This window comes from Variovorax sp. 01T432, assembly GCF_056398605.1.
Genome location: NZ_JBFTPS010000005.1, coordinates 273,214 through 295,955 on the forward strand (window position 1 = coordinate 273,214; position 22,742 = coordinate 295,955).

At 67.3% G+C, this 22,742-nt stretch carries 22 protein-coding genes; all 22 read left to right on the top strand.

Translation table 11 applies throughout. The features are described 5' to 3' along the window. The first annotated feature begins 80 nt into the window (after nt 1-80). Nucleotides 81-1,235 (top strand): ABC transporter substrate-binding protein, encoded by a 1,155-nt coding sequence (locus AC1DNF_RS06345; protein WP_478147699.1) that lies wholly within the window; start codon nt 81-83, stop codon nt 1,233-1,235. 35 nt (nt 1,236-1,270) lie between these two features. Further along, on the top strand, nt 1,271-2,194 hold the full coding sequence (locus tag AC1DNF_RS06350) for a branched-chain amino acid ABC transporter permease (protein WP_478147700.1): 924 nt from the start codon (nt 1,271-1,273) through the stop codon (nt 2,192-2,194). Nucleotides 2,195-2,223: 29 nt separating this feature from the next. Further along, a complete protein-coding gene (locus AC1DNF_RS06355) occupies nt 2,224-3,078 on the top strand; it encodes a branched-chain amino acid ABC transporter permease (RefSeq protein WP_478147701.1) in 855 nt (284 codons plus the stop codon). Nucleotides 3,079-3,091: 13 nt separating this feature from the next. After that, entirely contained in the window at nt 3,092-3,853 is a 762-nt protein-coding gene (locus AC1DNF_RS06360; RefSeq protein WP_478147702.1) for an ABC transporter ATP-binding protein, read from the top strand. 33 nt (nt 3,854-3,886) lie between these two features. Next, nucleotides 3,887-4,570, top strand: a complete 684-nt coding sequence (locus AC1DNF_RS06365; RefSeq protein ID WP_478147703.1) for an ABC transporter ATP-binding protein — start codon at nt 3,887-3,889, stop codon at nt 4,568-4,570. Next, nucleotides 4,555-5,997, top strand: a complete 1,443-nt coding sequence (locus tag AC1DNF_RS06370) for an MmgE/PrpD family protein (protein WP_478147704.1) — start codon at nt 4,555-4,557, stop codon at nt 5,995-5,997. The genes AC1DNF_RS06365 and AC1DNF_RS06370 overlap by 16 nt, the downstream gene beginning before the upstream one ends. A gap of 35 nt (nt 5,998-6,032) precedes the next feature. Continuing rightward, nucleotides 6,033-7,454, top strand: a complete 1,422-nt coding sequence (locus AC1DNF_RS06375) for an FAD-dependent oxidoreductase (protein WP_478147705.1) — start codon at nt 6,033-6,035, stop codon at nt 7,452-7,454. A gap of 10 nt (nt 7,455-7,464) precedes the next feature. Next, a complete protein-coding gene (locus AC1DNF_RS06380) occupies nt 7,465-8,853 on the top strand; it encodes an MmgE/PrpD family protein (protein WP_478147706.1) in 1,389 nt (462 codons plus the stop codon). A 10-nt stretch (nt 8,854-8,863) separates the two neighbouring features. After that, nucleotides 8,864-9,931, top strand: a complete 1,068-nt coding sequence (locus AC1DNF_RS06385) for a CobW family GTP-binding protein (protein ID WP_478147707.1) — start codon at nt 8,864-8,866, stop codon at nt 9,929-9,931. Continuing rightward, nucleotides 9,928-11,316 carry a dihydroorotase gene (locus AC1DNF_RS06390; RefSeq protein WP_478147708.1) on the top strand — a complete coding sequence of 463 codons (1,389 nt, stop codon included), beginning with the start codon at nt 9,928-9,930 and terminating at the stop codon, nt 11,314-11,316. The genes AC1DNF_RS06385 and AC1DNF_RS06390 overlap by 4 nt, the downstream gene beginning before the upstream one ends. Before the next feature lie 50 nt (nt 11,317-11,366). Continuing rightward, nucleotides 11,367-12,044: an isochorismatase family protein gene (locus AC1DNF_RS06395; protein WP_478147709.1), complete on the top strand. Its 678-nt coding sequence runs from the start codon at nt 11,367-11,369 to the stop codon at nt 12,042-12,044. Between the two features lie 15 nt (nt 12,045-12,059). Next, nucleotides 12,060-12,956, top strand: coding sequence for a methylisocitrate lyase (prpB, locus tag AC1DNF_RS06400; protein WP_478147710.1), 897 nt, complete (start codon nt 12,060-12,062; stop codon nt 12,954-12,956). Between the two features lie 18 nt (nt 12,957-12,974). Beyond that, nucleotides 12,975-13,805: an aspartate/glutamate racemase family protein gene (locus AC1DNF_RS06405; RefSeq protein WP_478147711.1), complete on the top strand. Its 831-nt coding sequence runs from the start codon at nt 12,975-12,977 to the stop codon at nt 13,803-13,805. Beyond that, entirely contained in the window at nt 13,802-14,797 is a 996-nt protein-coding gene (locus tag AC1DNF_RS06410; RefSeq protein ID WP_478147712.1) for a Bug family tripartite tricarboxylate transporter substrate binding protein, read from the top strand. Before AC1DNF_RS06405 ends, AC1DNF_RS06410 begins: the two co-directional genes overlap by 4 nt. Nucleotides 14,798-14,815: 18 nt before the next feature. Beyond that, entirely contained in the window at nt 14,816-15,826 is a 1,011-nt protein-coding gene (locus AC1DNF_RS06415; protein ID WP_478147713.1) for a Bug family tripartite tricarboxylate transporter substrate binding protein, read from the top strand. 34 nt (nt 15,827-15,860) lie between these two features. After that, on the top strand, nt 15,861-16,613 hold the full coding sequence (locus tag AC1DNF_RS06420; RefSeq protein WP_478147714.1) for a hypothetical protein: 753 nt from the start codon (nt 15,861-15,863) through the stop codon (nt 16,611-16,613). After that, nucleotides 16,610-17,350: an SDR family NAD(P)-dependent oxidoreductase gene (locus tag AC1DNF_RS06425; RefSeq protein ID WP_478147715.1), complete on the top strand. Its 741-nt coding sequence runs from the start codon at nt 16,610-16,612 to the stop codon at nt 17,348-17,350. The genes AC1DNF_RS06420 and AC1DNF_RS06425 overlap by 4 nt, the downstream gene beginning before the upstream one ends. Nucleotides 17,351-17,362: 12 nt before the next feature. Further along, complete coding sequence (locus tag AC1DNF_RS06430; RefSeq protein WP_478147716.1) at nt 17,363-18,145, top strand: maleate cis-trans isomerase family protein; 783 nt, start codon at nt 17,363-17,365, stop codon at nt 18,143-18,145. 154 nt (nt 18,146-18,299) lie between these two features. Further along, a complete protein-coding gene (locus AC1DNF_RS06435; RefSeq protein WP_478147717.1) occupies nt 18,300-20,681 on the top strand; it encodes an adenosylcobalamin-dependent ribonucleoside-diphosphate reductase in 2,382 nt (793 codons plus the stop codon). 113 nt (nt 20,682-20,794) lie between these two features. After that, the gene (locus AC1DNF_RS06440; protein ID WP_478147718.1) at nt 20,795-21,181 is read left to right on the top strand and encodes a putative zinc-binding protein; all 387 of its coding nucleotides are present in this window, start codon (nt 20,795-20,797) and stop codon (nt 21,179-21,181) included. Between the two features lie 25 nt (nt 21,182-21,206). After that, entirely contained in the window at nt 21,207-22,112 is a 906-nt protein-coding gene (locus AC1DNF_RS06445) for an acyltransferase (RefSeq protein ID WP_478147719.1), read from the top strand. Between the two features lie 12 nt (nt 22,113-22,124). Next, nucleotides 22,125-22,742 (top strand): PAQR family membrane homeostasis protein TrhA, encoded by a 618-nt coding sequence (trhA, locus tag AC1DNF_RS06450; RefSeq protein ID WP_478147720.1) that lies wholly within the window; start codon nt 22,125-22,127, stop codon nt 22,740-22,742.

Below are 22,742 nucleotides of genomic sequence, written 5' to 3' on the forward strand. Positions count from 1 at the left end.
TTTTATGCGATATCTAATATCGTCTGTCGTAACAACACGGCCGCAGGCCCGAACTTTTTCTGAACCGAAGGACTTTCCTCATGAAACACGTGCGTCGTCGTCTTGTTCTGTCCACCCTCCTGCTGGCTTGCGCGCTGGGGGCTCAGGCCCAGACAGCCCCCGCGAAGACCCCCCTGAAGTTCGGCCTGGCCATGCCGCTGACCGGTTCGCAGGCGCTCTTCGGCGCCGATCAGGCCAAGGCCGCCCAGTGGGCCGTCGAGGACATCAATGCCAAGGGCGGCATCGACGGCCACCCGCTGGAAATGGTGCTGCTCGATACCCAGGCCGATCCGCGCCTGGGCATCAACGCCGTAAACCGACTCATCAACGTCGACAAGGTCCCGGTGTTCGTGACCGCGTGGAGTGCGGTCGTGAAGTCCGTGGCCCCGATTGCCAACCGCAGCCAGGTGCTCGAGTTGAGCGTGGGCGCGAACTCGCCCGAAATCGCCAAGCTGGGCGACTACGTCTACACCACCTATCCGCTGGCTGACGTCGACGTGCGGGCTCAGGCGCGCTATGCCCGCGAGACGCTCAAGAAGCAGACGGCCGCCGTGCTCTACATCCACAACGACAGCGGCGTGGAAGGCGCGCGCATCTACCGCGACGCCTTCGAGCAAGCCGGCGGTAAGGTCGTGGCCTACGAGGCCTACGATGCCCAGGCCACGGACTACACCGGAGCCCTGCTCAAGCTGCGCTCGGCCAACCCGGACATCATTCACATCCAGGGCCTGGTGTCCGACTTGCCGCAGGTGGTCGCGCAGCTGCGCCAGCTGGGCCTGAAGCAGCCCATCTCCACTTACTCCGCGGGCTACAACCCCAAGGTGGTGGAACAACTGGGTGCGGCGGCCGAAGGGATGCTCGTCTCCGCCCTGGCACCGTCCGCGGAACAGAACCCGAACATCGCCGCCTTCGTCGAGCGGTGGAAGAAGACCGAGAAGCGCATACCCAACGGCCTGCCTTACACGCAGTACCTGTACGACGCCCCCTTCCTGGTCGGCCAGCTCTACGCGCACCTGCTAAAGACCCAGCAGCCGCTGACCGGCGAGAACATGAAGAAGGCCCTGGTCGATCTGGGCAAGTTCGATCTGCCGATGACGGGCCTCCTGGAGATCACCAAGGACCATCGCGTGAACAAGCCGGTGTACCTCTATGAGGTGAAGGGCGGGCAGTTCACGCCTGTGGCCACCCTCAAGTAACAGCCGGCGATCACCAGGCAAGGACGCTTCATTCCATGGTCGACATCCAGACACTGCTCCAGATCCTCTGGACCGGCCTCGCCACCGCGACCTACGGCGTGCTGCTGGCCGCGGCGTTCTCCCTGATCCTGAAAGTGGTCAAGGTGTGGAACTTCGCGCAGGCCGGCATGATGGGCATCGCGTACTACACCATGTACCTGGTGATCGCGCGCCTCGGCTGGCCGGTGCCGGCAGGCATCGCCGCCGGACTTGCCGCGACGATCGCCGCCGCGCTCGCCATGGAGGTGTACGGCCTGCAGACCTTCCGGCGGCGTCATTCGCCTTCGCTGACCTACTTCATCTTCACGCTGGTCGTCTCCGAGTTCGTGCAGTACTTGCTGGCCATGGTGTTCGGCACCGAGCCGGTGTCCCTTGCCGCCACGCTGATGTCCGGGTCGACCACGGTCGGCGGCATCGTGGTGAGCCGCTGGGACATCACGGCGCTGGGCACTGCGGCCACGATGATGGCCGCGCTCTATGTGCTGCTGAAGATGACCCGCTACGGCAAGTTCATGGTCGCGGTCGCCGACAACGCGCATCTCTCCCGGCTCTACGGCATCAATGTGCGGCCGATCTACGCGCTCACCTTCGTCGCCGCATCGGTGCTGGTGTGCGCCGCGATGTACCTCTTCGGCACCCGCGCCTCGATGGTCCCGAACACGCCGCTGGAGATGATGCTGTTCGCCGTGATCGCCGCGCTGCTCGGCGGCATGGGCAATGTGTTCGGAGCGGCCTGGGCGGCACTGTTCCTCGCCCTGCTGCGGGCCTTCAGCATCCTGATCATTCCGTCCGCGTGGCAGGGGCTGATCCTCTACGCACTGCTGTTCATCACGATCCTTCTCTTTCCCAACGGCGTCAAGCTGCGCCTACCGCGCCGACCCAGGCGCGCACTCGCCGCACTGCCCGCCGCCAGCGCCTGAATCGCCCGAACCGCACACCTCGCAATCCCATGGAATACATCATCTCGCTGCTGGTGCTCATCGGCCTCTACGTCATCCTCAGCACCAGTTTCAACCTGATCATCGGCTTCGGGGGACTGATCAGCATCGCGCATCCGATCTTCTTCGCTCTGGGCGCCTACACGGTGGGCGTGCTCAGCGTCCAGTTCGAGCTCAATCCCGTGCTGGCGGTCGCCGCCGGCGGCGCGGTGGCGCTGCTGGCGTCCTTCATGCTGTCGCTGCCCTCGCTGCGCATCTCCGGAGACTACCTGCTGATCACCAGCATCGGCTTCCAGCTCGGATTGATCGAGATCATCAAGAACCTCGACTTCCTCGGCGGCGCCAGCGGGCTGAGCGGCATTCCGAACATCGTGCAGGAGCACCGCAGCGCCGTGTTCGCCGCAGTGTCGCTGGGACTGGCGCTGGCCAGCGTGCTGCTGGTGCGGTGGCTCGTGCGCGGCCCCTATGGGCGCGCGATCCAGGCCATGCGAGACGACGAACTCGCCTTCTCGGCATTGGGCCGCAACGCGATGAACATCAAGATGACGATCTTCGCGCTGGGCTCGGGCATGGCCGGCGTGGCCGGCGGCATCTATGCCTACTACTACCAGTACCTGACGCCGGACCAGTTCCAGATCCTGCAGTCGGCCATGATCCTGACGATGGTGGTCGTGGGCGGCATGGGCTCCGTCTACGGCCCGATCGTGGGCGCGGTGCTGCTGATCGTGCTGCCCGAAGCCATCACCTTCCTGAGCCTGCCCTCCGAGATCATGGGCCCGCTGCAAGGCGTGATCTTCACGCTGCTGGTGATCGTCTTCCTCTTCCTGCGGCCCCAGGGACTGGTTGCGCCGGCCCGCGCGCGCTGAAGGGATGCCCGTCATGACGAAGACCGTGCTGTCCCTGACGAACGTCTGCAAGAAATTCGGCGGCGTGGTGGTTGCGGACCACATCGACCTCGACCTGCATGCCGGTGAAGTGATGGGATTGATCGGCCCCAACGGCGCCGGCAAGACCACACTGTTCAACCTGATCTCGGGCGTGGTCATGCCCGACGACGGCGAGATCGCGCTCGAAGGCCGCGTGCTGCAGTCGCTGCCGCTCTATCGCCGTGCCCGCATCGGCGTGGCGCGCACGTGGCAGCACATGAGGCTCTTCAGCTCCATGTCGGTGCTCGAGAACATGATGGTCGGCCCGTCCCGCTATCCCGGCGAGTTCCTTCTGCGCCTGGTGTTCGCGGGGAAGTCGGTGCGCGAGGCCGAGCGCGTGACGCGCGAACACGCCATGAGCGTGTTGCACCGCATGGGCATGGAAGCGCTCGCCGGTACCAGCGTGGAAGACATCACTTTCGGCCAGCAGAAACTGGTCGGCCTGGCGCGCGCACTGATGAGCGACGGGCCCTGCCTGCTGCTCGACGAGCCGATGGGCGGCGTCGAGGGCAGCGCCTACGAGACCATGCGCAGCATCGTGCGCGAAGAGGCGCAGCGCGGCCGGGCGGTTTGCGTGGTGGAGCACAACGTCTCCTTCATCCGCGATCTCTGCAGCAGCGCCGTGTTCATGGTGCAGGGCCGGATCCTGGAACGAGGCGACGTCGCGACCCTCCTGGAGAGCAAGGCCTTGGCCGAGCTCTATTTCGGCAAGTAGCCGCGTCGCCCTGCCCCGCCAAGACATACGACCATGCTTCAACTACAAGCCATCAACGCCCACTACGGGAAGCTGCACGTGCTGCACGACTTCTCATTGACGATCGCCGACGGCGAGCGCGTGGGCATCTTCGGCCACAACGGCGCCGGCAAGACCACGTTGCTGCGCGCCTGCGTCGGAGATCTAGAGGAATGCTCCGGCAAGGTCCGCTACCGCGACCACGCCATCGAGCAGGGCGAGGTGCACCGCAACGTCGGCTTCGGCATGGGCTTCGTGCCGCAGGGACACAACGTGTTCCGCGAGCTCACGGTCGCCGAGAACCTGGAGATCGCCGGCCTGCGCCATGCGCAGGCGGCGCTCGCCGAAGTGCACGAGGTCTTCCCGCTCCTGCGCGAGCGCAGCGCCCAGATCGCCAGTTCGCTCAGCGGCGGCCAGCAGCAGATGCTGGCGCTCGGCATGGCGCTGATGACGCGCCCGTCCATCCTGCTGCTGGACGAACCGACGATCGGCCTTGCGCCCGTGATCGTGCGCGATGTGCTGCAGAGCGTGACGCGCATCAATCGCACACGCGGCACGACGCTGGTGATCGTCGAACAGAACGTGCAGGCCACGCTGGAGAGCGTGGATCGGGCCGTGGTCATCAAGTCCGGCCGCATCATCTTCGACGGCGCCAGCCAGGAGCTGCTCGAACAGGAGAGTCTGTGGGAACTGTTTTGAGCAGCGGCGCCCAAGCCGCCCGGGCATCCGCGGACGCCGCTCTCGCGTTCGAGACCTACCTTCGCTGGGCCGGCCAGGTCGAGTGGGCCGACCTGCCCGCCACGGCGCGGCAACGTACCGTGCTGGTCCTGGCCGACGACATGGCCGCCACCTTCAGCGCACTGCGCGAGCCACAGGTGGTGCAGGCCCACGCGCGCTTGCGGGCCTCGGCCGGCATGGGCGGAAAGTCCTCGCTGCTCGTGCCCGGCAGACCGCAACTCTCCGTCGCCCAGGCCGCCATGGGCAACGGCCTGGCCATGGGCTGGAACGAGCTCGACGAGGGCTTCCGCAAGGCCGTCTGCCATGCCGGCCTCTATGTGCTGCCAGCCCTGCTGGCGGTCGCCGAAGCCGAAGGCGCAACGCTGCAAGACCTGCTTCGCGCGCTGGCGCTGGGCTACGAGACCGCCGCGCGCGTGGCGCGCGCCTGGCGCCTTCCTGTCATGAAGATCCATCCGCATGCACTGCTCGCACCGCTGGGCGCGACGGCGGGCGTCGGCTTCCTGCGCCGGCTGCCATTCGACGAGTTGCTGAGTGCCGTCGCCGGCGCCGCGACCATGGGCATGGTCGGTCCGTACAACCATGCGCTGCGGGGCGTGCTCGCCAGAAACACCTGGGCGCCGCAGGCGGCCGTGGCGGGGCTGAACGCACTCGAATGGGCGCACTGCGGCATCGGCGGCGCGGCATCGGGTCCGCACGAGGTGTACGCCCTTGCCCTGGGCGCGGAGACCGACCTCTCGGTGCTGGCGCCCCACGCCGACGAAGGGTGGGCCGTCGAGTCCGGCTACCACAAGCTGAATGCCTGCTGCCAGTACGCGCATTCCACCATCGAGGCGATCCAGTCGCTGCTGCAAGACAACCCCGGCCTGCGCGGCGGCGCCGCTCTGGCGCGCGTCGAGATCGAAGCGCATCCCCTGGCTTTCGGCCTGGATGAGCGGCGGCCGACGACCACGCTCGGCGCGAAGTTCTCTGTGCCGCATGCCGCGGCCGCGGCGCTGGTGCATGGCGATGGCGGCATCGCCTCCTTCGACGCCGCCTCACTGCACGACGAGCGCATCGCCCGCCTGCGGGAGCTGATCCGGCTGCGGCCCTTCGAGGGTGTGCGCGCCTGGCCCGAGGACAGGCCGGCACGCGTCACCGTGACCGCCTTCGACGGCACGAGCCTGAGCGCGGAATGCTGGAGCGCGCGCGGCGGCCCCGACCAGCCATTCGAGGAAGCCGAACTGTGGGACAAGCTGGCCGCACTGAGCGCGGCGCATGCGCCGGCCTTCACCGGCACGATGCGCCGGGTCGCCCAGGCGGCGGCCGGTGCCGCGGAGACGGCCGCGCTGCGGCGGCCCTGGCGCGAATGGCTCGACGACTGCCTGCCCCAGAAGGACAGCGCGGACTGATGCACGACCCGAAACCGAATGGAAGACAACAACCCATGATCCAAGCGCTTGTACAGCTGGCCGGCGACACGCCCCGGTGGGACCTGGAGGTCGACGTGCTCGTCGTGGGCGCCGGTGCCTGCGGATTGGCCGCGGCCATCGCCGCCCACGACGCGGGCGCCCAGGTGGCCATCCTGGAAAAAAGGGAGCGGCCGGGCGGCAATTCCTCGCTCAGCACCGGATCGGTCCCCGGCGCCGGCAGCCGTTTCCAGCGCGAGGCCGGGATCATCGATTCGGCCGACGTGATGATCGCCGACCTGCAGCGCGTCGCCGGCGAGAGCGACTTGCCGGAACTGACGCAGCGCATGGCCCGCATCTCCGCCGGACTCTGCGAATGGCTGGTCGACGACGTCGGCGCCCGCATGGCGTTGATCACCGACTACTGCCACGTCGGCCACACCATTCCACGCCTGCATGCCCCGGTGTCGCGGCGCGGACAGGACCTCGTCGACGACCTGGTCGCCGCGGTGGACCGTCGCGAGATCCCGCTCGCGGTGAACAACCCGGTGCAGACGCTCTACCTGGGCGCGGATGGCGCGGTCGTCGGCGCCGGCGTGGGCGGCGCGGGCATCGAGCCTTCGCGCATCGGTGCCCGCAACGTGATTCTTGCCTCCAACGGCTTCGCGGCCAACCGCGCGCTGGTCGCGCAGTACTGCGGCGAGATCGCGGGTGCCGAATACTTCGGCGCGCTCGGCAGCGAGGGCGAGGCGGTGCTCTGGGCGCGACAGCTCGGCGCCCGGCTGGCGAACATGCAGGCCTATCAAGGCTATGCAGCCGTGGCCTACCCGCACGGCTCGCTACTGTCGTGGACCACGATCGAGAAAGGCGGCTTTCTGGTCAATGCGCGAGGCGAGCGCTTCGGCAACGAAGACCTGGGCTACTCGGCCTATGCGCGCCATGTGCTGGCGCAGGACACGCCCGTCTACGCCGTGTTCGATGAACGCATCATGACCCTGGCTTCCAAGGAAGACGAGTTCCGCGAGCTGGTCGACTATGGCGGCGTGAAGAAGGCCGACAGCGTGAGCGAGCTTGCCGCCTGCTTTCAGTTGCCCCCCCAGGCATTGGGTGCGACGCTGGATGCCTTCAACGCGGCGGCCAAGGGCCACGCCGTCGACTCGCAAGGCCGCACGCGCTTCGGCATGGCGCCGTTGACCGGCCGGCTGTGGATCTGCCGGGTCACGCCAGGCCTGTTTCACACGCAGGGCGGCCTCGCGGTGGACGCCGACGGCCGTGTGCTGCGCGAGGATGGCACGGCCATCGCCGGCCTGTTCGCCGGCGGCGGTGCGGCGGCCGGCATCAGTGGACGCGCGGGCGCCGCAGGCTATGCGTCGGGCAACGGCCTGCTCACCGCCATCGGCCTCGGCTACCTTGCGGGCCGCGCCGCCGCTGCGCAAGCGCGCTCGGGTGCGGGTGCCTGAAGGGCGCGGCATGGCGGCATCGACGAATTCCCTCTCCTTCCAGCTCGCGCAGTTCACCCATGACCTGCGACTCGAAGCGGTACCTGTGGCGGTCCGGCACCTGGCCCGGATGCACCTGGCGGATGCACTGGGCGTCGGCCTCGGTGGCGCCGTCGTGCCTGCCCATCGGCGGTTGCTGACGCAGCTTCGAAGCGAAGGCGGCTCTCAGGGCGCGGCCACCGTGTTGGGATTTTCCGGCGGCCTGCCGGCGCCGATGGCGGCGATGCTCAACGGCATGTCGATCCATTCGCTCGAATACGACGACACGCACATGGCCTCCATTGTCCACGGCAGCGCGGTCATCGTCCCGACCGCGCTGGCCGCGGCCGAAGCGCAAGGGCTGTCGCTCGACGAGATGGTCCGCTTGGTCGTTGCTGGCTGGGAGGTGCTGGTGCGCATCGGCGAGGCCAGCCCCGGCGGCTTCCAGCGTCGTGGCTTCCAGGTCACCTCGGTCGGTGGCGTGGTCGTGGCGGCGCTGCTTGGCGCGGTCGCGCGCGGCGCGGGCAGGGCCGAGACGGCGGCGGCCATGGGCATCGCCGGCAGCCAGGCCGGCGGCGTCTTCGAATTTCTCAGCAACGGCTCCAATGTGAAGGCGCTGCACCCGGGTTGGGCCGCGCACGCCGGCCTGTGGGCCGCAGCATGCGCCCGGGGCGGCATGACGGGGCCCGCTACCGTGCTGGAGGGCCGTTTCGGCCTTTTCAATGCCTATGCCGACGACGCGGCGGCAGGCGCGCGGCTGGCACTCGGCGTTCAGGATCTGGGCAGCAAATGGATGCTTGCGGATGCAGCCTTCAAGTTCTTTCCGTGCTGCCACTACATCCATCCCTTTCTGGAATGCGCGCAACTGCTGCTGCCGCGGGTGCCGTCGCCCGCCGATATCGCATCCGTGCATTGCCGCGTCGCGCCGGGCGCCGCCACCGTCATCTGCGAACCGTGGGAAGCCAAGCTGCAGCCTGCGAGCGGCAACGAGGCCAAGTACAGCCTGCCGTACTGCATCGCACGCATCCTGCTCGGCCGTCCGGTGGACATCGCGACCATGACGGCCGAAGGCGTCGATGCCGACGCGCTGGCGCTGGCCGCGCGCATCCACTGGGCCCCGCGCGCAGAAAGCGGCTTTCCGCAGCGATTCGATGCCGACCTGCGCATCGAACTGGCCGACGGCACCCGCTTGCACCAGGACGTCGACCAGGTGTTCGGCAGCCCGCAGAGACCCGCCGGAGAAGACGCAGTGCGCGCCAAGTTCGAGGTCAATGCCGGGGTCCTGCTCGAGCGGCAAGCCCGCCTCGCGGCCTGGGATACCGTGCTCCAAGGCGGGACGCTCGACACCTTGCAGCAGGCATTGCGTTCGGTCGCCGAGTAGTTCCCACGCCATGGCCACCACCCCCGCTTCCCCTGCCGCGCGCCTGCCCGTCGACCTGGTCACCGGCTTCCTGGGGAGCGGCAAGACGACACTGGTCAACGCGGTCCTGCACGATCCCGCGTTTGCGCGGACGATGGTCATCGTCAACGAATTCGGCGCCGTCGGGCTCGACCATCTTCTGGTGTCGAGCGCCGACGACCAGGTCCTGCTGCTCGATTCGGGTTGCCTGTGCTGCGCTGCGTCGGGCACTCTGCGCGACACGCTGATCGACCTCTTCGCCCGACGCAGCAGCGGCAGCGTCGCAACGTTCGACCGCATCATCGTCGAGACCAGCGGACTTGCCCATCCGGCGCCCCTAGTCGCCTCACTGCTGGGCGACTCGGCCTTGACGCCACGCTGCTCGCTGTCGCAGGTGCTGACGCTCGTGGACGCCAGCCGCGGCGCGCGCACGCTGGAACGCTACGCCGAGGCTCGTCGCCAAGTCGCCTTCGCCGACCGCCTCGTCATCAGCAAGACCGACACCGCCGACACGGCGCAGATCGAGCAGCTCACGCGGCAGCTCGCCGCCATGAATGCCCATGCGCCGATCGTCCACTGGAAGCGGGGCGACGCGCCGGCGCCCCTGTTCCGCGCGCCGCAGGACGGTCCGCGCGGCGCGGCGACAGACGCCGATGCCTGGCTGCGCGGGCCGCTGCGCCCGCAGTACGCCGAAAGCGGCGCCGAAGCCGACGCTCATGGGAGCGCCTTCCGCCAGATCACCACCCACGTCCTGCCGCTCACCGGCGCCATTGACTGGGCGACCTATGCGAGCTGGACGCAGGCGCTCTCGGCGCGCCTGGGCCAACGGCTGCTGCGTTGCAAGGGCCTGCTGGCACTGGGCGACGGCACGGCGCCCTGGGCGGTGCAAGGCGTGCAGGGCTACTTCGCGCCCCCCCAACGCTTGGCCGCCTGGCCCGCGGACGGGCCGCGAGGATTCCTGGTCTGTATCGGCGAATCGGTCACCCGGGCCGAGCTGGATGCCATCGTGCCGCCCGGGCCCCCTTCTCACCCATCGACTTTCGAAAGCACTTCGTCATGAATCAAAGCTTCATCCTCCGCGGCGGCACCGCGGTCAGCGCAGAGCGCGACCCCGAGCCGCAAGATGTCCTGGTCGAGGACGGCCGTATCGCCGGCTTGCTGACGCCGGGCACGCCGGTCGACGCGCGCGTGGAAGAGCGCCGCATCGATGGCCTGCATGTCTTCCCTGGGCTGATCGAGGCCCACATGCACTTCGGCTTCGGCGAGAAGATCACCGAATACCAGACCGAGACCGCGCACGCGGCCATCGGGGGCTTCACGACGGTGCTGGCGTATTTCCTCAACAACGAGGCCTATGGCGACGTCTACCGGCGCGAGCAGGGCTATGCGCGTCCGCGCGCCCATATCGACTACGGCTTCCACTTCAGCACGGCGTCGGAACTGCACGTGCAGGAGCTGCCTTCCTATGTGAAGGACTACGGCGTCACGTCCTTCAAGTACTTCATGAACTTCAAGGGCGAGGAAGGCCGGTACCTCGGCTTGGACGGCACCGACGACGGCTACTTCAATGCCCTGCTGCAGCAGGCGGCCGGCATCGGCGGCGTGACCGTGGTGTGCCACACCGAGAACATCGAGATCGTCAACCGCCTGCGCAACGCGCAACTCGACCGTGGCCTGGACACGCTGCAGCAGTGGGAGGCCATCAAGCCGCCGATCACCGAGGCCGAGGCCTGCATCCGCGCCATGTTCCTGGCCGAGCAGGCCGGCGCGACCATCTACATCCCCCACATGAGTTCGAAGCTGGGTCTGGATGAAGTGCGCCGCTGGCGCAGCCGCTACGACCGCGTCTACGTCGAGACCTGTCCGCACTACCTCACGCACACGAGCGACATGCCGCTGGGCGGCATGGGAAAGGCCAACCCGCCCTTCCGCAGCCAGGCCGAGCAGGACGCGCTGTGGGAGGGTCTGTTCGACGGCAGCATCGATGTGGTCGCCTCGGACCACTGCCCCCGCAAGCGCGTCACCAAGGACAAGTCGCTCTGGCTCGCATCGCAGGGATTCCCGGGCACGGCCACCATCCTGCCGGTGCTGCTGCACGAGGGCTATCACAAGCGGGGCCTGCCGCTGCGGCGCATCTGCGAACTGGTGGCGGCCAATCCGGCGCGCATTTTCGGCATCGACCACCGCAAGGGCGCGCTGCGCCCGGGCATGGACGCCGACATCACGCTGGTGGACCTGAATCTGGAACGCACGGTCCATCACGAGGACCTGTTGTCCTATTCGGACTACAGCATCTATGACGGTTGGACCTTCAAGGGCTGGGCCGTCGAAACGATCCTGCGCGGCAAGCGCGTGATGCGCGACGGCAAGCTGACCGGCACGCCCGGCGACGGCCAGTACCTCTTTCGCCGCAACGACGGCAGCGTGGACCTGCAGGCCGCCTGAGACACCTTCCGGCATTCCTCTTTTCTCTCTCTCACAGAAGCACACACACCATGAACATATGGGACGACGTCATCAGCGCCGAAGAGCAAAAGGCGTACGCAGCCGCCGGCTTCGGCCGCCCAAGCGGCCTTGGCAAGCGCCCCGCGCTGCTCATCATCGACGTGCAATACCGCACCGTGGGTACCGAACGCAAACCCTTCTACGAAGCGATCAAGGAATTTCCCACCTCTTGCGGCGAGGTCGCGTGGGATGCGGTGGAAGCGATGGTGCCGCTGATCCAGGTCTTTCGCGACCGTGGCTGGCCTGTCATGTACCCGCACGTTGCCCCCAAGCAGACCGACGAGGGCGGCCGGCTGGCGGAAAAAGTGCCGGCGATCATGGGTGTATCGGCCAAGGGCTACGAATTCGTCGCCGAGATCGCACCGAAGCCGGGCGACGTGCTGATTCCGAAAAAGCATCCCAGCGCCTTCTTCGGCACCGCCTTGTGCAGCCACCTGATCGACAAGCAGATCGACACCGTGATCGTTGTCGGCTGCAGCACCAGCGGTTGCGTTCGCGGCACGGCCGTCGACGCCTTCTCGCTGAATTTCAAGGTCGCAATCCCTCAGGAATGCGTGTACGACCGCAGCATCACCTCGCACAAGGTCAACCTTTTCGACCTCGGCCAGAAATACGCCGACGTGCTGCCCACCCGCGAGCTGATCGCCAAGCTCCAGGCCATCGCCTGATTACCCTTTCGAACCATGACCATGTCCCTCACCCCGGGCCAGCGCTTCCGCCTGGCCCTGCAGCAGGAAGAGCCGCTGCAGATCGTCGGCACCATCAACGCCAACCACGCGCTGCTCGCGCAGCGCGCAGGCTATCGAGCCATCTACCTCTCGGGCGGCGGCGTCGCGGCAGGCTCGCTCGGCCTGCCGGACCTGGGCATCAACACGCTGGACGACGTGCTCACCGACGTGCGCCGCATCACGGACGTGTGCGATGTACCGCTGCTGGTGGACATCGACACCGGATTCGGTCCCAGCGCATTCAACATTCACCGCACCGTCAGGAGCCTGGCCAAGGCCGGCGCCGCGGCATGCCACATCGAGGACCAGGTCGGGGCGAAGCGCTGCGGGCATCGGCCGGGCAAGGAGATCGTCTCGACCGCCGAGATGGTCGATCGCATCAAGGCGGCCGTCGACGCCCGCACCGACAACGATTTCTTCGTCATCGCGCGCACGGACGCCATCGCCAGTCACGGCGTGGATGCGGCGCTCGAACGCGCGGCGCGCTTTGCCGAAGCCGGTGCCGACGCCATCTTCGCGGAGGCGGCGAACGACCTCGCGACCTTCAGGCGCTTCACCGACGCGCTGGCCGTGCCCGTTCTCGCCAACATCACCGAGTTCGGCCAGACACCGTTGTTCACGCTCGACGAACTGCGCTCGGTCCGAGTCGCCATGGTCCTCTACCCCCTCAGTGCGTTTCGCGCGATGAACAGGGCTGCGGAGAACGTCTACGCCGCGATTCGGCGTGATGGAACGCAACGCGCCGTGGTCGCAGAGATGCAGACGCGCGAAGAACTCTATGACCGCATCGGCTATCACGACTTCGAGCGCAAGCTCGATGCGCTGTTCCAGGTCGATCGCGCGTCAACGTAAGTCTCAAGGAGGGCGGGAATGAAGATCTGGTACCAGAGCATGACGAGGGCTTCGGCATGGCCTGCCTACAACGCCGCCCTGCGAGAGGTTCTTAAGGCTGCGGCCGACGACGGTACCCAGATCGAGGTCCATGGGATCGAAAAGCGCGGCGGCGTGGGCGACCAGTACCGGTATCTCGAACTCCTTGAAACCCAGGAGGTTCTGGAAAACGTCGAGGCTGCCACCCGCCAGGGCTTCGACGCCTTCCTCATCGGCAACATCTGCGATCCGGGTCTGCGTGAAGCGCGCGAGATCACCGATATGCCGGTACTGGGTCTGGGCGAGACTTCCGGCCAGATCGCCAGCCTCATGGGCGGCAACTTCTCCCTGATCACAGGCTCCCCCAAGCACATCCCGAGGCTGGTGGAAAACGTGCGGCGCTACGGGCAACACGACATGCTGCACAGCGCACGCTCCATGGAAATGGTCCGGCTCGTCGACCTCGACCAGGGCTTCTCGGATGCTGCGGTGGGGCGCGCCCTCATTGCAAGGTTCCTGACCGAAGTCGAACGCGCGTGCGCGGAAGGCGCCGAGGTTGCGATTCCCGCCGTCGGGGTGCTGATGGTCCTGCTGGCGCGCGCGAACGTTCATGCCTGCGGTCCGGGTGGAATCCCGATCCTCAACGGCGTCAAGGCCCTCGTCAAGATGGGCGAGACGGCGGTGCGCCTGCGCGCGCTGATGGGCGGCGTCTGGACGTCGCGGCGCTGCATGTACCAGCAACCCCCTGCCGGCCAATTGGCTGAAATCCGCACCTACTACGGTGCCGTCTTCAGCGGTCTGCCCGATCCCACCTCGAAGGAGCTTTCATGAAGCCTGGCAATCGTTCACTATCATTGCTGCCCCGGGCGATCGCCCTGATGACGGTGTGTCTCTCGTCGTCCTTCGCGCCGCAGGTCTATGCACAGGACTATCCGACCCGCCCCATCAAGATCATCGTTCCGTACGGTTCCGGCGGAAGCGTCGACGCGATCGGTCGCACGCTGGCACTGGAACTGACCCAGCGTCTCGGCCAACCGGTCATCGTGGAAAACAAGGCCGGCGCGGGCAGCAATGTCGGCTCGACCTTCGTCGCCAAGTCCTCGGCGGACGGCTACACGCTCCTGCTGACTTCGCCGGGCAATGCGATCAACGTCACGCTGTACAAGCCCATGCCCTATGACATCAGGACCGAATTGACGCAGGTCGCCGTGGTCGGCCGTGCGCCCGGCATTCTGCTCGTGAATCCGGCGTTCCCGGCAAACGACGTGAAAGAGTTCGTCGCGATGGCGAAGAAGGCGCCGGGCACGCTGAATTTCGGCTCCGGCGGCTCGGGAAGTTCCGAGCACTTGTCCGGCGAGATGTTCAAGTCGTCGGCGCACATCGACCTCGTCCACGTGCCCTACAAGGGCGGCTCGGCGGTCATCACCGATGTTCTCTCCGGCCAGGTTCAGGCATATTTCACCAACCAGGCCAATGTGATCGGCCAGATCAAGGGCGGGATGGTCAAGATTCTTGGCGTGGCAGCGCCTGAGCGTTCGGCGCTTCTTCCCAACGTACCGACGTTCGCGGAACAGGGGTATCCGGAGCAACAGGTTTCGGTCTGGTGGGGCATTGCCGCGCCGGCAAGAACACCTGCCCCGGTTCTCGACCGGCTGAACAAGGAAATCGTCGCGGCCGGCGCTTCCGCCGCGATGCGCCAGCGTCTCTCCGAGATGGGCGCGGAGTCGATCACGACCTCGCGCGCCGATGCCAATGCCTTCCTCAAGCAGGAGATCGTTCATTGGGGCAAAGCCGTCAAAGCCTCCAACGCCCAAGTCAACTAGTCCATCGAGGAACGCACCATGCGCGCTATCCAACACGAGTCCTTCGCTGCGAGCCGGCGCACGGTCCTGACGGCACTGGGTGCGGGCCTTGCCGCCGCTTGCACGCCAGCATGGGCGCAGACCGAAGCGTGGAAGCCGGCCAAGCCGATCCGCCTGATCAATGGCTTTTCTGCGGGCGGTTCCGCAGACGTTCTTTGCCGGATGCTGGCAGAGGCCTTGCGACCGATCCTGGGACAGAGCGTCATCGTCGATACGCGTGCGGGAGCGAATGGGTTCATTGCCGCGGAAGCAGTGGCGCGGTCCGCACCGGACGGCCTCACGATCGGCTTCGCAACGATGAGCATGTTGGCCGTCGCGCCGCAGCTTCCCGGGATGAAGCTGCCGTTCAACACCCAGACCGAGCTCACGCCCATCGCCAGCATTGCCGGGATCTACTCGTTGCTCGTTTCGTCGCCGGACGCTCCGTTCAGAACCGTCCCCGAACTCATTGCGTATGCCAAGGCCCATCCCGGTGCGCTCTCCTACGCTTCGGCCGGGATCGGATCGATGCCGCACCTCGCAGGGGAACTGTTCGGGCGACAGGCCGGCATCGATATCGTCCACGTGCCCTACAAAGGAGGCTCGCAAGCCATCATCGACTTGCAGGCGGGCCGGGTCCAGATGTTGCTCGGCAACATGACCGACTACCTGGGCCAGGTCAAGAACGGTCAGCTGCGGGGGATCGCGTTCGGCGGCGAGCGCGCATCTCCGGCGCTGCCGGATCTGCCCTTGATCAGTCGCTGGCTGCCCGACTTCAACCTGAGCAACTGGTTCGGCATCATCGGCCCCGCGCACATTCCCGAGCCGATCGTCGTCACGCTGTCTCAGGCCATCCAGAGCGTTCTCGCCGATCCTGCGATCCGCAAGCGCATGGGCGATCTGGGTGCCGAGGCGCTCCCGGCCACGCCCGCGCAGTTCACCCAGCGGATCGACGCCGACCGCAAGCGGTGGGGCGACGTGATCAAGGCCGCCAGTATCAGGATCGAGTAGGCGGTCCGTACCCACCTTTGCGAAAGAGTTCGTTGTGCCGACAAGCGATTCATATCCTCCGAGCGCGGCGATCGTGCGCCAGCGCCTCGAAGAGTTCAGGGCCAGGCGTGGTTATGTGCTGCCTCACCAGGGCGCCATGGCCGCGGCGCTTCCCGATCTGCAGGATGTCTATGGTGTCATCTACAAGACACTGACGCTCGATCTCCATCACCTGGACCCCTTCGAGCGCGAGTTCGTGTGGCTCGCGTTGCTGACGGCTGCCAAGGAAGGCGTCGGGACACACCACATCGACCAGTTCTTCAAAAGCGGCGGGACGGATCGGCATGCGCAGGCGAGTTTCCGGCTGGTGGCCTGGTCGCTGGGCGTGGATGCGTTCCAGTTCCTGGAAGAAAAGTGGCAGCAGTACTTCCCGGTGCCGGGTGCGAGAGCGGCCTATGTGGCGGGCAAGGTGTCGCTGCTCGAAGAGTTCTCCGAGGTCCGGGGCGAGATGTCCCATCTGGCCCTGCTGGCCTGCTATGCGGCGAGGGGCCAGCATTGGGGACTCGAGGTCGAACTCGAGGATTGCTATGCGCGCGGCGTGCCCGAGGCGAAGATCGCCGAGGCCCTGAGCCTCGTGCTGTGGCCGTGCGGCGTCAACCGTTTTCTCGAAGCAAGCGACGTCTGGTTGAAGCTCATGAGGTCGGGCAAGGTGAAGCCCTCGGAGCCTTTCCAGGCCTGGGCGGACACGCCCGACCAGGACGGCTTCTTCCTCGCGCCACGGTCCGTCGGCGGCGGGACCGATCGATGACCGCCGCCCATACGCCAGCGCTTCGGCGCGTGGCCATCAGCGGAAGCGCGGGTGGCCTCGGCCGGGCGATCGCCCGGCGTTTTCACGAAGCGGGTGCCGAACTGTTGCTGCTGGACACGGACTCGGCGGTACTGGAGCGCATGCGCGGCGAGTTCGACCGACCCGTGGAGACTCTGGTTTGCGACCAGACTTCCGCGCCGGACATATCGCGTTTCGCGGCTGCCGCGGGACGCCTCGATGTGTTCGTCAACAATGCGGCCATGACCCTGCGCAAGCCGCTGGAGCAGATGACCCATGAAGACCTGCGCGTCGTCTTCGACACGAATGCGGTGGGTGCGATCGCCATGGCCATTGCAGCGGCGCAGGGCATGCTGGACCGGGGTCGTGGCGTGATCGTCAACGTGGCCTCGCAGCTGGCATTCAAGCCTTCACCGGGGCGTGCTTCATATGGCGCGAGCAAGGCGGCGTTGGTGCATTTCACGAAAACGGCGGCTGCCGAGTGGGCCGGCCGAGGGGTTCGGGTTGTCGGCATCGCCCCGGGTCCCGTGGATACGCCAATGGTTCGCGAACTGCTCGCCGTCCCTGAAACGGCTGCGGCGCTGCTTGCCGGAATGCCCATCGGGCGCCTGCTCGCCGCGAGGGAAATTGCCGAGTCGATCCACTTCCTGGCTTCGCCTGCGGCTGAATGCATCGTCGGCGAGGTGCTCGTTGCCGACGGCGGGAATCTGTTGACATGAGGAGCTGTTGAGATGAACGATGTCTGCGCGCACCCTGACCGGGAATACAGTTCACGCGCCCTGCTGGGCGTGGCCGTGCCCCAGGCAAACCCGGTCGTCGAACCCGAGTTCTCCGCCCTCATGCCGCCAGGTGTCGGCGTGATCGCCACCCGGCTGCAGGGCAGTCGCACGGAATCCAGTGACCGGATCGTGCAATACCTGGACAACCTGGGGACGAGCGTCGCCGCGTTCGACACCACACGTCCCGATGCATTGGGATACGCCTGCACGGGCACAAGCTATCTGATCGGACCGGAAGAGGAACGCCGTCGCATCGATGCATATTCCGAAGCGTTCGGCTTTCCCATCATCACCGCTGCGCGCGCGATCCTCGACGCCTGCAGGTTTCTCGACATCGCGCGGGTGGCGCTGCTCGCCCCCTACCCGCAGTGGATCGTCGATGCGAGCCTCGCATACTGGAAGCGATGCGGCCTTGTCGTCACCAGTTCGGCCCGCACCGCACTGGATGCCACGGATACCCGGGCCGTCTACAAGATCCGGGCGCCCATGGTCGTTGACGCGGCAAACGCGCTGGACACCGACAACGCCGATGCCATCCTGATCTCGGGAACGGGCATGCCAAGTCTGCGGGTCATGTCGCAGCTTTCGCTGCGAACCGGCAAGCCGGTGCTCTCGTCCAATCTGTGCCTTGCCTGGGCACTGCTGCGGAAGACCGGCGTGTCGATCGACGCACCCCGCACGGCGATGGGCGAGACGCTGCTTGGAGGCTGGCTTGAACGCGCCGCCTTGCTCTGAGACAGCAACCACCTCGCACCGCCTCCACTTCGCTTGACGCATGTCAATGCGCCCCCAGCCGACGGCTCCTAAGCTGCCCCCATGCTCAGGAGCCCCGCCGTGCAGCAGCGCGCAACGCATTCAGCCCCTTCTTCCCGAACCACAGGCTGGCGGCATGAAGCGTGACGACGCCATCGCCCGTCCGCTGCCGGTGCAGCCCATCACCCGCGACGTGCTGGCGGAGAAATACCTCAAGCCCGGAGAGACGGAAGTGGAGGCCCTGTTCGCGCGTGTCGCGCGGGCGCTGGCTTCGGTCGAGGCGCAAGGCGAGCGCGAGCAGTGGCAGGCGCGCTTTCTCGACAACCTGCGCGCAGGGGCGATCGGCGCCGGGCGCATCATGAGCGCGGCGGGCACGGAGCTCGAAGCGACGCTGATCAACTGCTTCGTCCAGCCGGTGGGGGACTGCATCCAGGGCAAGGACGCCGACGGCCAGGTCGGCATCTACGAGGCCTTGCGCGAAGCGGCGGAGACCATGCGGCGCGGCGGCGGGGTCGGCTACGACTTCTCCCGCATCCGGCCGCGCGGCGCGCAAGTGCGCGCCACCGCCTCGCTGGCCTCCGGGCCCTGCAGCTACATGGACGTCTTCGACCGTTCGTGCTCGACCGTCGAGAGCGCGGGTGCGCGGCGCGGCGCGCAGATGGGCGTACTGCGCATCGACCACCCCGACGTGCTGGAATTCATCACCGCCAAGCGCACGCCGGGGCGCTGGAACAACTTCAATGTATCGGTCTCGGTCAGCGACAGCTTCATGCACGCGCTGCTGGCCGACGAGGACTGGTCGCTGGTCCACCGCGCCCGTCCGGGTGCGGCCCTGATCGCGGGCGGCGCCGTGCAGGCGCCCGACGGCAACTGGATCTACCGCCGCCTTCCGGCGCGCGAGCTGTGGGACACCGTGATGCGTTCGGCCTACGACTTCGCCGAGCCCGGCATCCTGTTCAAGGACGCCATCAACAACGACAACAACCTGCGCTATTGCGAAACCATCGAGGCGACCAACCCCTGCGGCGAGCAGCCGCTGCCGCCCTACGGCTGTTGCGACCTGGGGCCGGTCATCCTGACACGCTTCGTCGACCATCCGTTCGCGATCGGCGGGCCCGCGCAGTTCGATTTCCAGCGCTTCGCCGAATCCGTCGCGCTGCAGGTGCGGGCGCTCGACAACGTGCTGGACCTGAGCTTCTGGCCGCTGCCGCAGCAGCGCGCGGAGGCCAAGGCCAAGCGCCGCATCGGGGTCGGCTTCACGGGACTCGGCGACACGCTGGCGATGCTCTGCCTGCGCTACGACGCCCCCGAGGGCCGCGCGATGGCGGTGCGCATCGCGCGCTGCCTGCGCGACGCCGCGTACACGGCATCGGTCGCGCTGGCGCGCGAGAAGGGGCCCTTTCCGCTCTTCGATGCCGGGCTCTATCTCTCGCCGGGTACTTTCGCCAGCCGTCTGGAGCCGGAGTTGCAGGCGCAGATCCGCGCGCACGGCATCCGCAACAGCCACCTGGTCTCGATCGCGCCGACCGGCACCGTGAGCCTGGCCTTCGCCGACAACGCGTCGAACGGCATCGAACCTGCCTTCGCATGGACCTACCGCAGGAAGAAGCGCGAAGCCGACGGCAGCACCAGCGCCTACGATGTCGAGGACCACGCCTGGCGGCTCTACCGCTTCCTGGGCGGGGACGTCGAACGGTTGCCGGACTATTTCGTCTCCGCCCTGTCCATGCCCGCCTCCGGCCACCTGGCGATGATGGAGGCCGTGCAGCCCTTCGTCGACACCGCCATCTCCAAGACGGTGAACGTGCCGGCCGACTTTCCCTACGATGATTTCAAGGGGCTCTACCTGCAGGCCTGGCATGCCGGGCTGAAGGGCATCGCCACCTACCGGCCCAACACCATCCTCGGCTCGGTGCTGGACGTCGCGCCCGCCGAGGCTTCGGCGCCGGACCCCATGCGCGCGATGATCCAGAGCCGCCCGACCGGCGCGCTCGGCGCGGTCGCGGAGAAGATCGAATACTGGACCCAGCAAGGCCGCCAGACGCTCTATCTGGTCGTGTCCTTCCTGCCGCTGGCCGACGGACGCGAGCGGGCCATCGAGTTCTTCATGCCCGTGGGCCAGAGCGGCGAATCGCAGCAATGGATCACCGCGAGCATGCGGCTGCTGTCGCTCGCAGCGCGCGGTGGCTTCCTCGAACGCGCGCTGGCCGACATGCGCAAGGTCGCCTGGGACCGCGGGCCGGTGCGCCTGGGACACTACGTCAAGAGCGACGGCAGCCGGGTGCCGCTGTGGCACGACTCCGAAGTGAGCGCGATCGCCTACGCGGCGCAGAACCTGATTGCCAGGCGCACGGGCCCGGCCGGCGCGCAGCCGGAACCGGAGGCACCGGCTGCGGCCGCTGTCGCGCCGACATCGCTGTCGGGCGCCAAGTGTCCCGAGTGCGGCGCTCACGCCATGATCCGCAAGGATGGCTGCGACTTCTGCACGGCCTGCGGGCACATCGGAAGCTGTGGATGAGTTCGCGGCCCCGGCGCGCGGGGCGACAGCGGACCTTGATATGGATCACGGCAGGGGGACGCGATCCGGCCTAAGGTCGCGTCAATCACCTCACGGGGTCACCCTGCCGAGCCATGTCGCCTGAACATTCGCCCAAACCCCTCGTCTATTCCTGCTCCGGCTGTTCCAGCGCCGCGCAGCTGGCCAATTACGTCGCCGTGCGCCTCGACCGCCAGGGCGATGCCGAGATGTCATGCATCGCCGGCGTGGGCGGGGATGTTCCCCACCTCCTGCGTATCGCGCGGAGCGGCAGGCCCATCGTTGCGCTCGACGGATGTCCGCTGAACTGCGTGAAGAACAGCCTCGCGCGGCACGGCATCACACCCTGGCGGCACTACCAGTTGCACCAGTTCGGCGTACGCAAGCGCCAGCACGAAGACTTCGACGCGACGCAGGCGCTTGAGGTGCTGCGCAAGGTCGAGCACGACCTGGCCGCCTTGCCCCTGCTTCCCGCCGGCTAGCGCCAATGCAGCGCCAGGATCATCCATGAAGTCCCCCGTGTCCACCGCCTTCGTCGACGTCCTGCGCGGCGTCCCCGTCGGGCTCCTGCTCGGGCTGAATACGCTGGTGGTCTCCTTGCTGCTGGTGCTCCCGGCGCTGGTCAAGCTGCTCGTCCCCATCGAGCGCGTCCGCGCCGCCTGCGACCGGATCCTGAACGCGCTGGCGGCGGCCTGGGTGTCGGTGAACAACGCCTGGATCGCCTCCGCCTGCCCGACACCGTGGCAGATCCACGGGGTCAAGGGACTGAACCCGCGCGGTTGGTACCTGGTCTCGTGCAACCATCAGAGCTGGGTCGACATCCTGGTGCTGCAGCGTGCGCTGCACGGACGCGTCCCCTTCCTCAAGTTCTTCCTCAAGCGCGAACTCCTCTGGGTGCCCGTGATCGGATTGGCCTGGTGGGCGCTCGACTTCCCCTTCATGAAGCGCGGTGTCGGCCGCGGCGCGCGGCGCGGCGACCTGGCCAGCACGCGCGAGGCCTGTGAAAAATTCAAGCGCGTGCCCACCGCGGTCATCAATTTCGTCGAAGGCACGCGCTTCACCGCCGGCAAGCACGCCTCGCAGAACAGCCGCTACCGCCACCTGCTCGAACCGAAGATCGGGGGCCTCGGCGTGGCGCTGGCCACCATGGGCGAGCAGTTCGAGGCGATGCTCGACGTGACCATCGTCTATCCACGGGGCACGCCCACCTTCTGGGACCTGCTGTGCGGCCGGGTGCAGGCGGTGACGGTCGATGTGCGCAAGCGCGCCATTCCGCCCGGCGTCCTGGGTGGCGATCTGCTGAGCGACAAGGCCCACCGGGAGCGCATTCGCGCGTGGATCGACTCCCAATGGGCGGCCAAGGACCAGCTGATCCATCGGCTGCTCGGCGAAGCCCACGCCGCGCGCGGATAGACAGCGAACCGCGTGTACCAGGGCGAACGATTCAACAGCATCACCCACCTCGTGGGCGCCGGGCTGGCATCGGCCGGCGCCGCATGGCTGGTGATCCGGGCCAGTGGCGCGGGCGATCCATGGAAGGTGATGGGCTTCAGCATCTACGGCGCGATGCTGGTCGCGCTCTACCTCGCCTCCACGCTCTACCACAGCCTCAAGGGCAGGGCCAAGGATGTCCTGCGCAAGTTCGACCACTGCACCATCTACCTGCTGATCGCCGGCACCTACACGCCCTTTGCGCTGGTGTCGTTGCGGGGCCCCTGGGGCTGGTCGCTGCTGGGTACCGTGTGGGGCCTGGCGGTGGTCGGCATCGTGCAGGAGCTGTGGCTGGGCAGGGGCGCGCGTGTGCTCTCCCTCGTGATCTACCTGCTGATGGGCTGGCTCGCGCTGGCGGCGGTCTCGCCGCTCTGGCGAGCGCTCACGCCGGCGGGCTTTGCCTGGCTTGCCGCGGGCGGCATCTGCTACACGGCGGGCATCGCCTTCTACGCCACCGATCACCGGCTGCGCCATGGCCACGGCTTGTGGCACCTGTGCGTGCTGGCGGGCAGCGGCTGCCACTTCTTCACCGTACTGCGCTACGTGGCCTGA

What these genes read in the sequence shown, in the direction of transcription:
- AC1DNF_RS06345 (WP_478147699.1), top strand. Translation starts at nt 81, where the DNA reads ATGAAACACGTGCGTCGTCGTCTTGTTCTGTCCACCCTCCTGCTGGCT.
- AC1DNF_RS06350 (WP_478147700.1), top strand. Translation starts at nt 1,271, where the DNA reads ATGGTCGACATCCAGACACTGCTCCAGATCCTCTGGACCGGCCTCGCC.
- AC1DNF_RS06355 (WP_478147701.1), top strand. Translation starts at nt 2,224, where the DNA reads ATGGAATACATCATCTCGCTGCTGGTGCTCATCGGCCTCTACGTCATC.
- AC1DNF_RS06360 (WP_478147702.1), top strand. Translation starts at nt 3,092, where the DNA reads ATGACGAAGACCGTGCTGTCCCTGACGAACGTCTGCAAGAAATTCGGC.
- AC1DNF_RS06365 (WP_478147703.1), top strand. Translation starts at nt 3,887, where the DNA reads ATGCTTCAACTACAAGCCATCAACGCCCACTACGGGAAGCTGCACGTG.
- AC1DNF_RS06375 (WP_478147705.1), top strand. Translation starts at nt 6,033, where the DNA reads ATGATCCAAGCGCTTGTACAGCTGGCCGGCGACACGCCCCGGTGGGAC.
- AC1DNF_RS06380 (WP_478147706.1), top strand. Translation starts at nt 7,465, where the DNA reads ATGGCGGCATCGACGAATTCCCTCTCCTTCCAGCTCGCGCAGTTCACC.
- AC1DNF_RS06385 (WP_478147707.1), top strand. Translation starts at nt 8,864, where the DNA reads ATGGCCACCACCCCCGCTTCCCCTGCCGCGCGCCTGCCCGTCGACCTG.
- AC1DNF_RS06390 (WP_478147708.1), top strand. Translation starts at nt 9,928, where the DNA reads ATGAATCAAAGCTTCATCCTCCGCGGCGGCACCGCGGTCAGCGCAGAG.
- AC1DNF_RS06395 (WP_478147709.1), top strand. Translation starts at nt 11,367, where the DNA reads ATGAACATATGGGACGACGTCATCAGCGCCGAAGAGCAAAAGGCGTAC.
- prpB (WP_478147710.1), top strand. Translation starts at nt 12,060, where the DNA reads ATGACCATGTCCCTCACCCCGGGCCAGCGCTTCCGCCTGGCCCTGCAG.
- AC1DNF_RS06405 (WP_478147711.1), top strand. Translation starts at nt 12,975, where the DNA reads ATGAAGATCTGGTACCAGAGCATGACGAGGGCTTCGGCATGGCCTGCC.
- AC1DNF_RS06410 (WP_478147712.1), top strand. Translation starts at nt 13,802, where the DNA reads ATGAAGCCTGGCAATCGTTCACTATCATTGCTGCCCCGGGCGATCGCC.
- AC1DNF_RS06415 (WP_478147713.1), top strand. Translation starts at nt 14,816, where the DNA reads ATGCGCGCTATCCAACACGAGTCCTTCGCTGCGAGCCGGCGCACGGTC.
- AC1DNF_RS06425 (WP_478147715.1), top strand. Translation starts at nt 16,610, where the DNA reads ATGACCGCCGCCCATACGCCAGCGCTTCGGCGCGTGGCCATCAGCGGA.
- AC1DNF_RS06430 (WP_478147716.1), top strand. Translation starts at nt 17,363, where the DNA reads ATGAACGATGTCTGCGCGCACCCTGACCGGGAATACAGTTCACGCGCC.
- AC1DNF_RS06435 (WP_478147717.1), top strand. Translation starts at nt 18,300, where the DNA reads ATGAAGCGTGACGACGCCATCGCCCGTCCGCTGCCGGTGCAGCCCATC.
- AC1DNF_RS06440 (WP_478147718.1), top strand. Translation starts at nt 20,795, where the DNA reads ATGTCGCCTGAACATTCGCCCAAACCCCTCGTCTATTCCTGCTCCGGC.
- AC1DNF_RS06445 (WP_478147719.1), top strand. Translation starts at nt 21,207, where the DNA reads ATGAAGTCCCCCGTGTCCACCGCCTTCGTCGACGTCCTGCGCGGCGTC.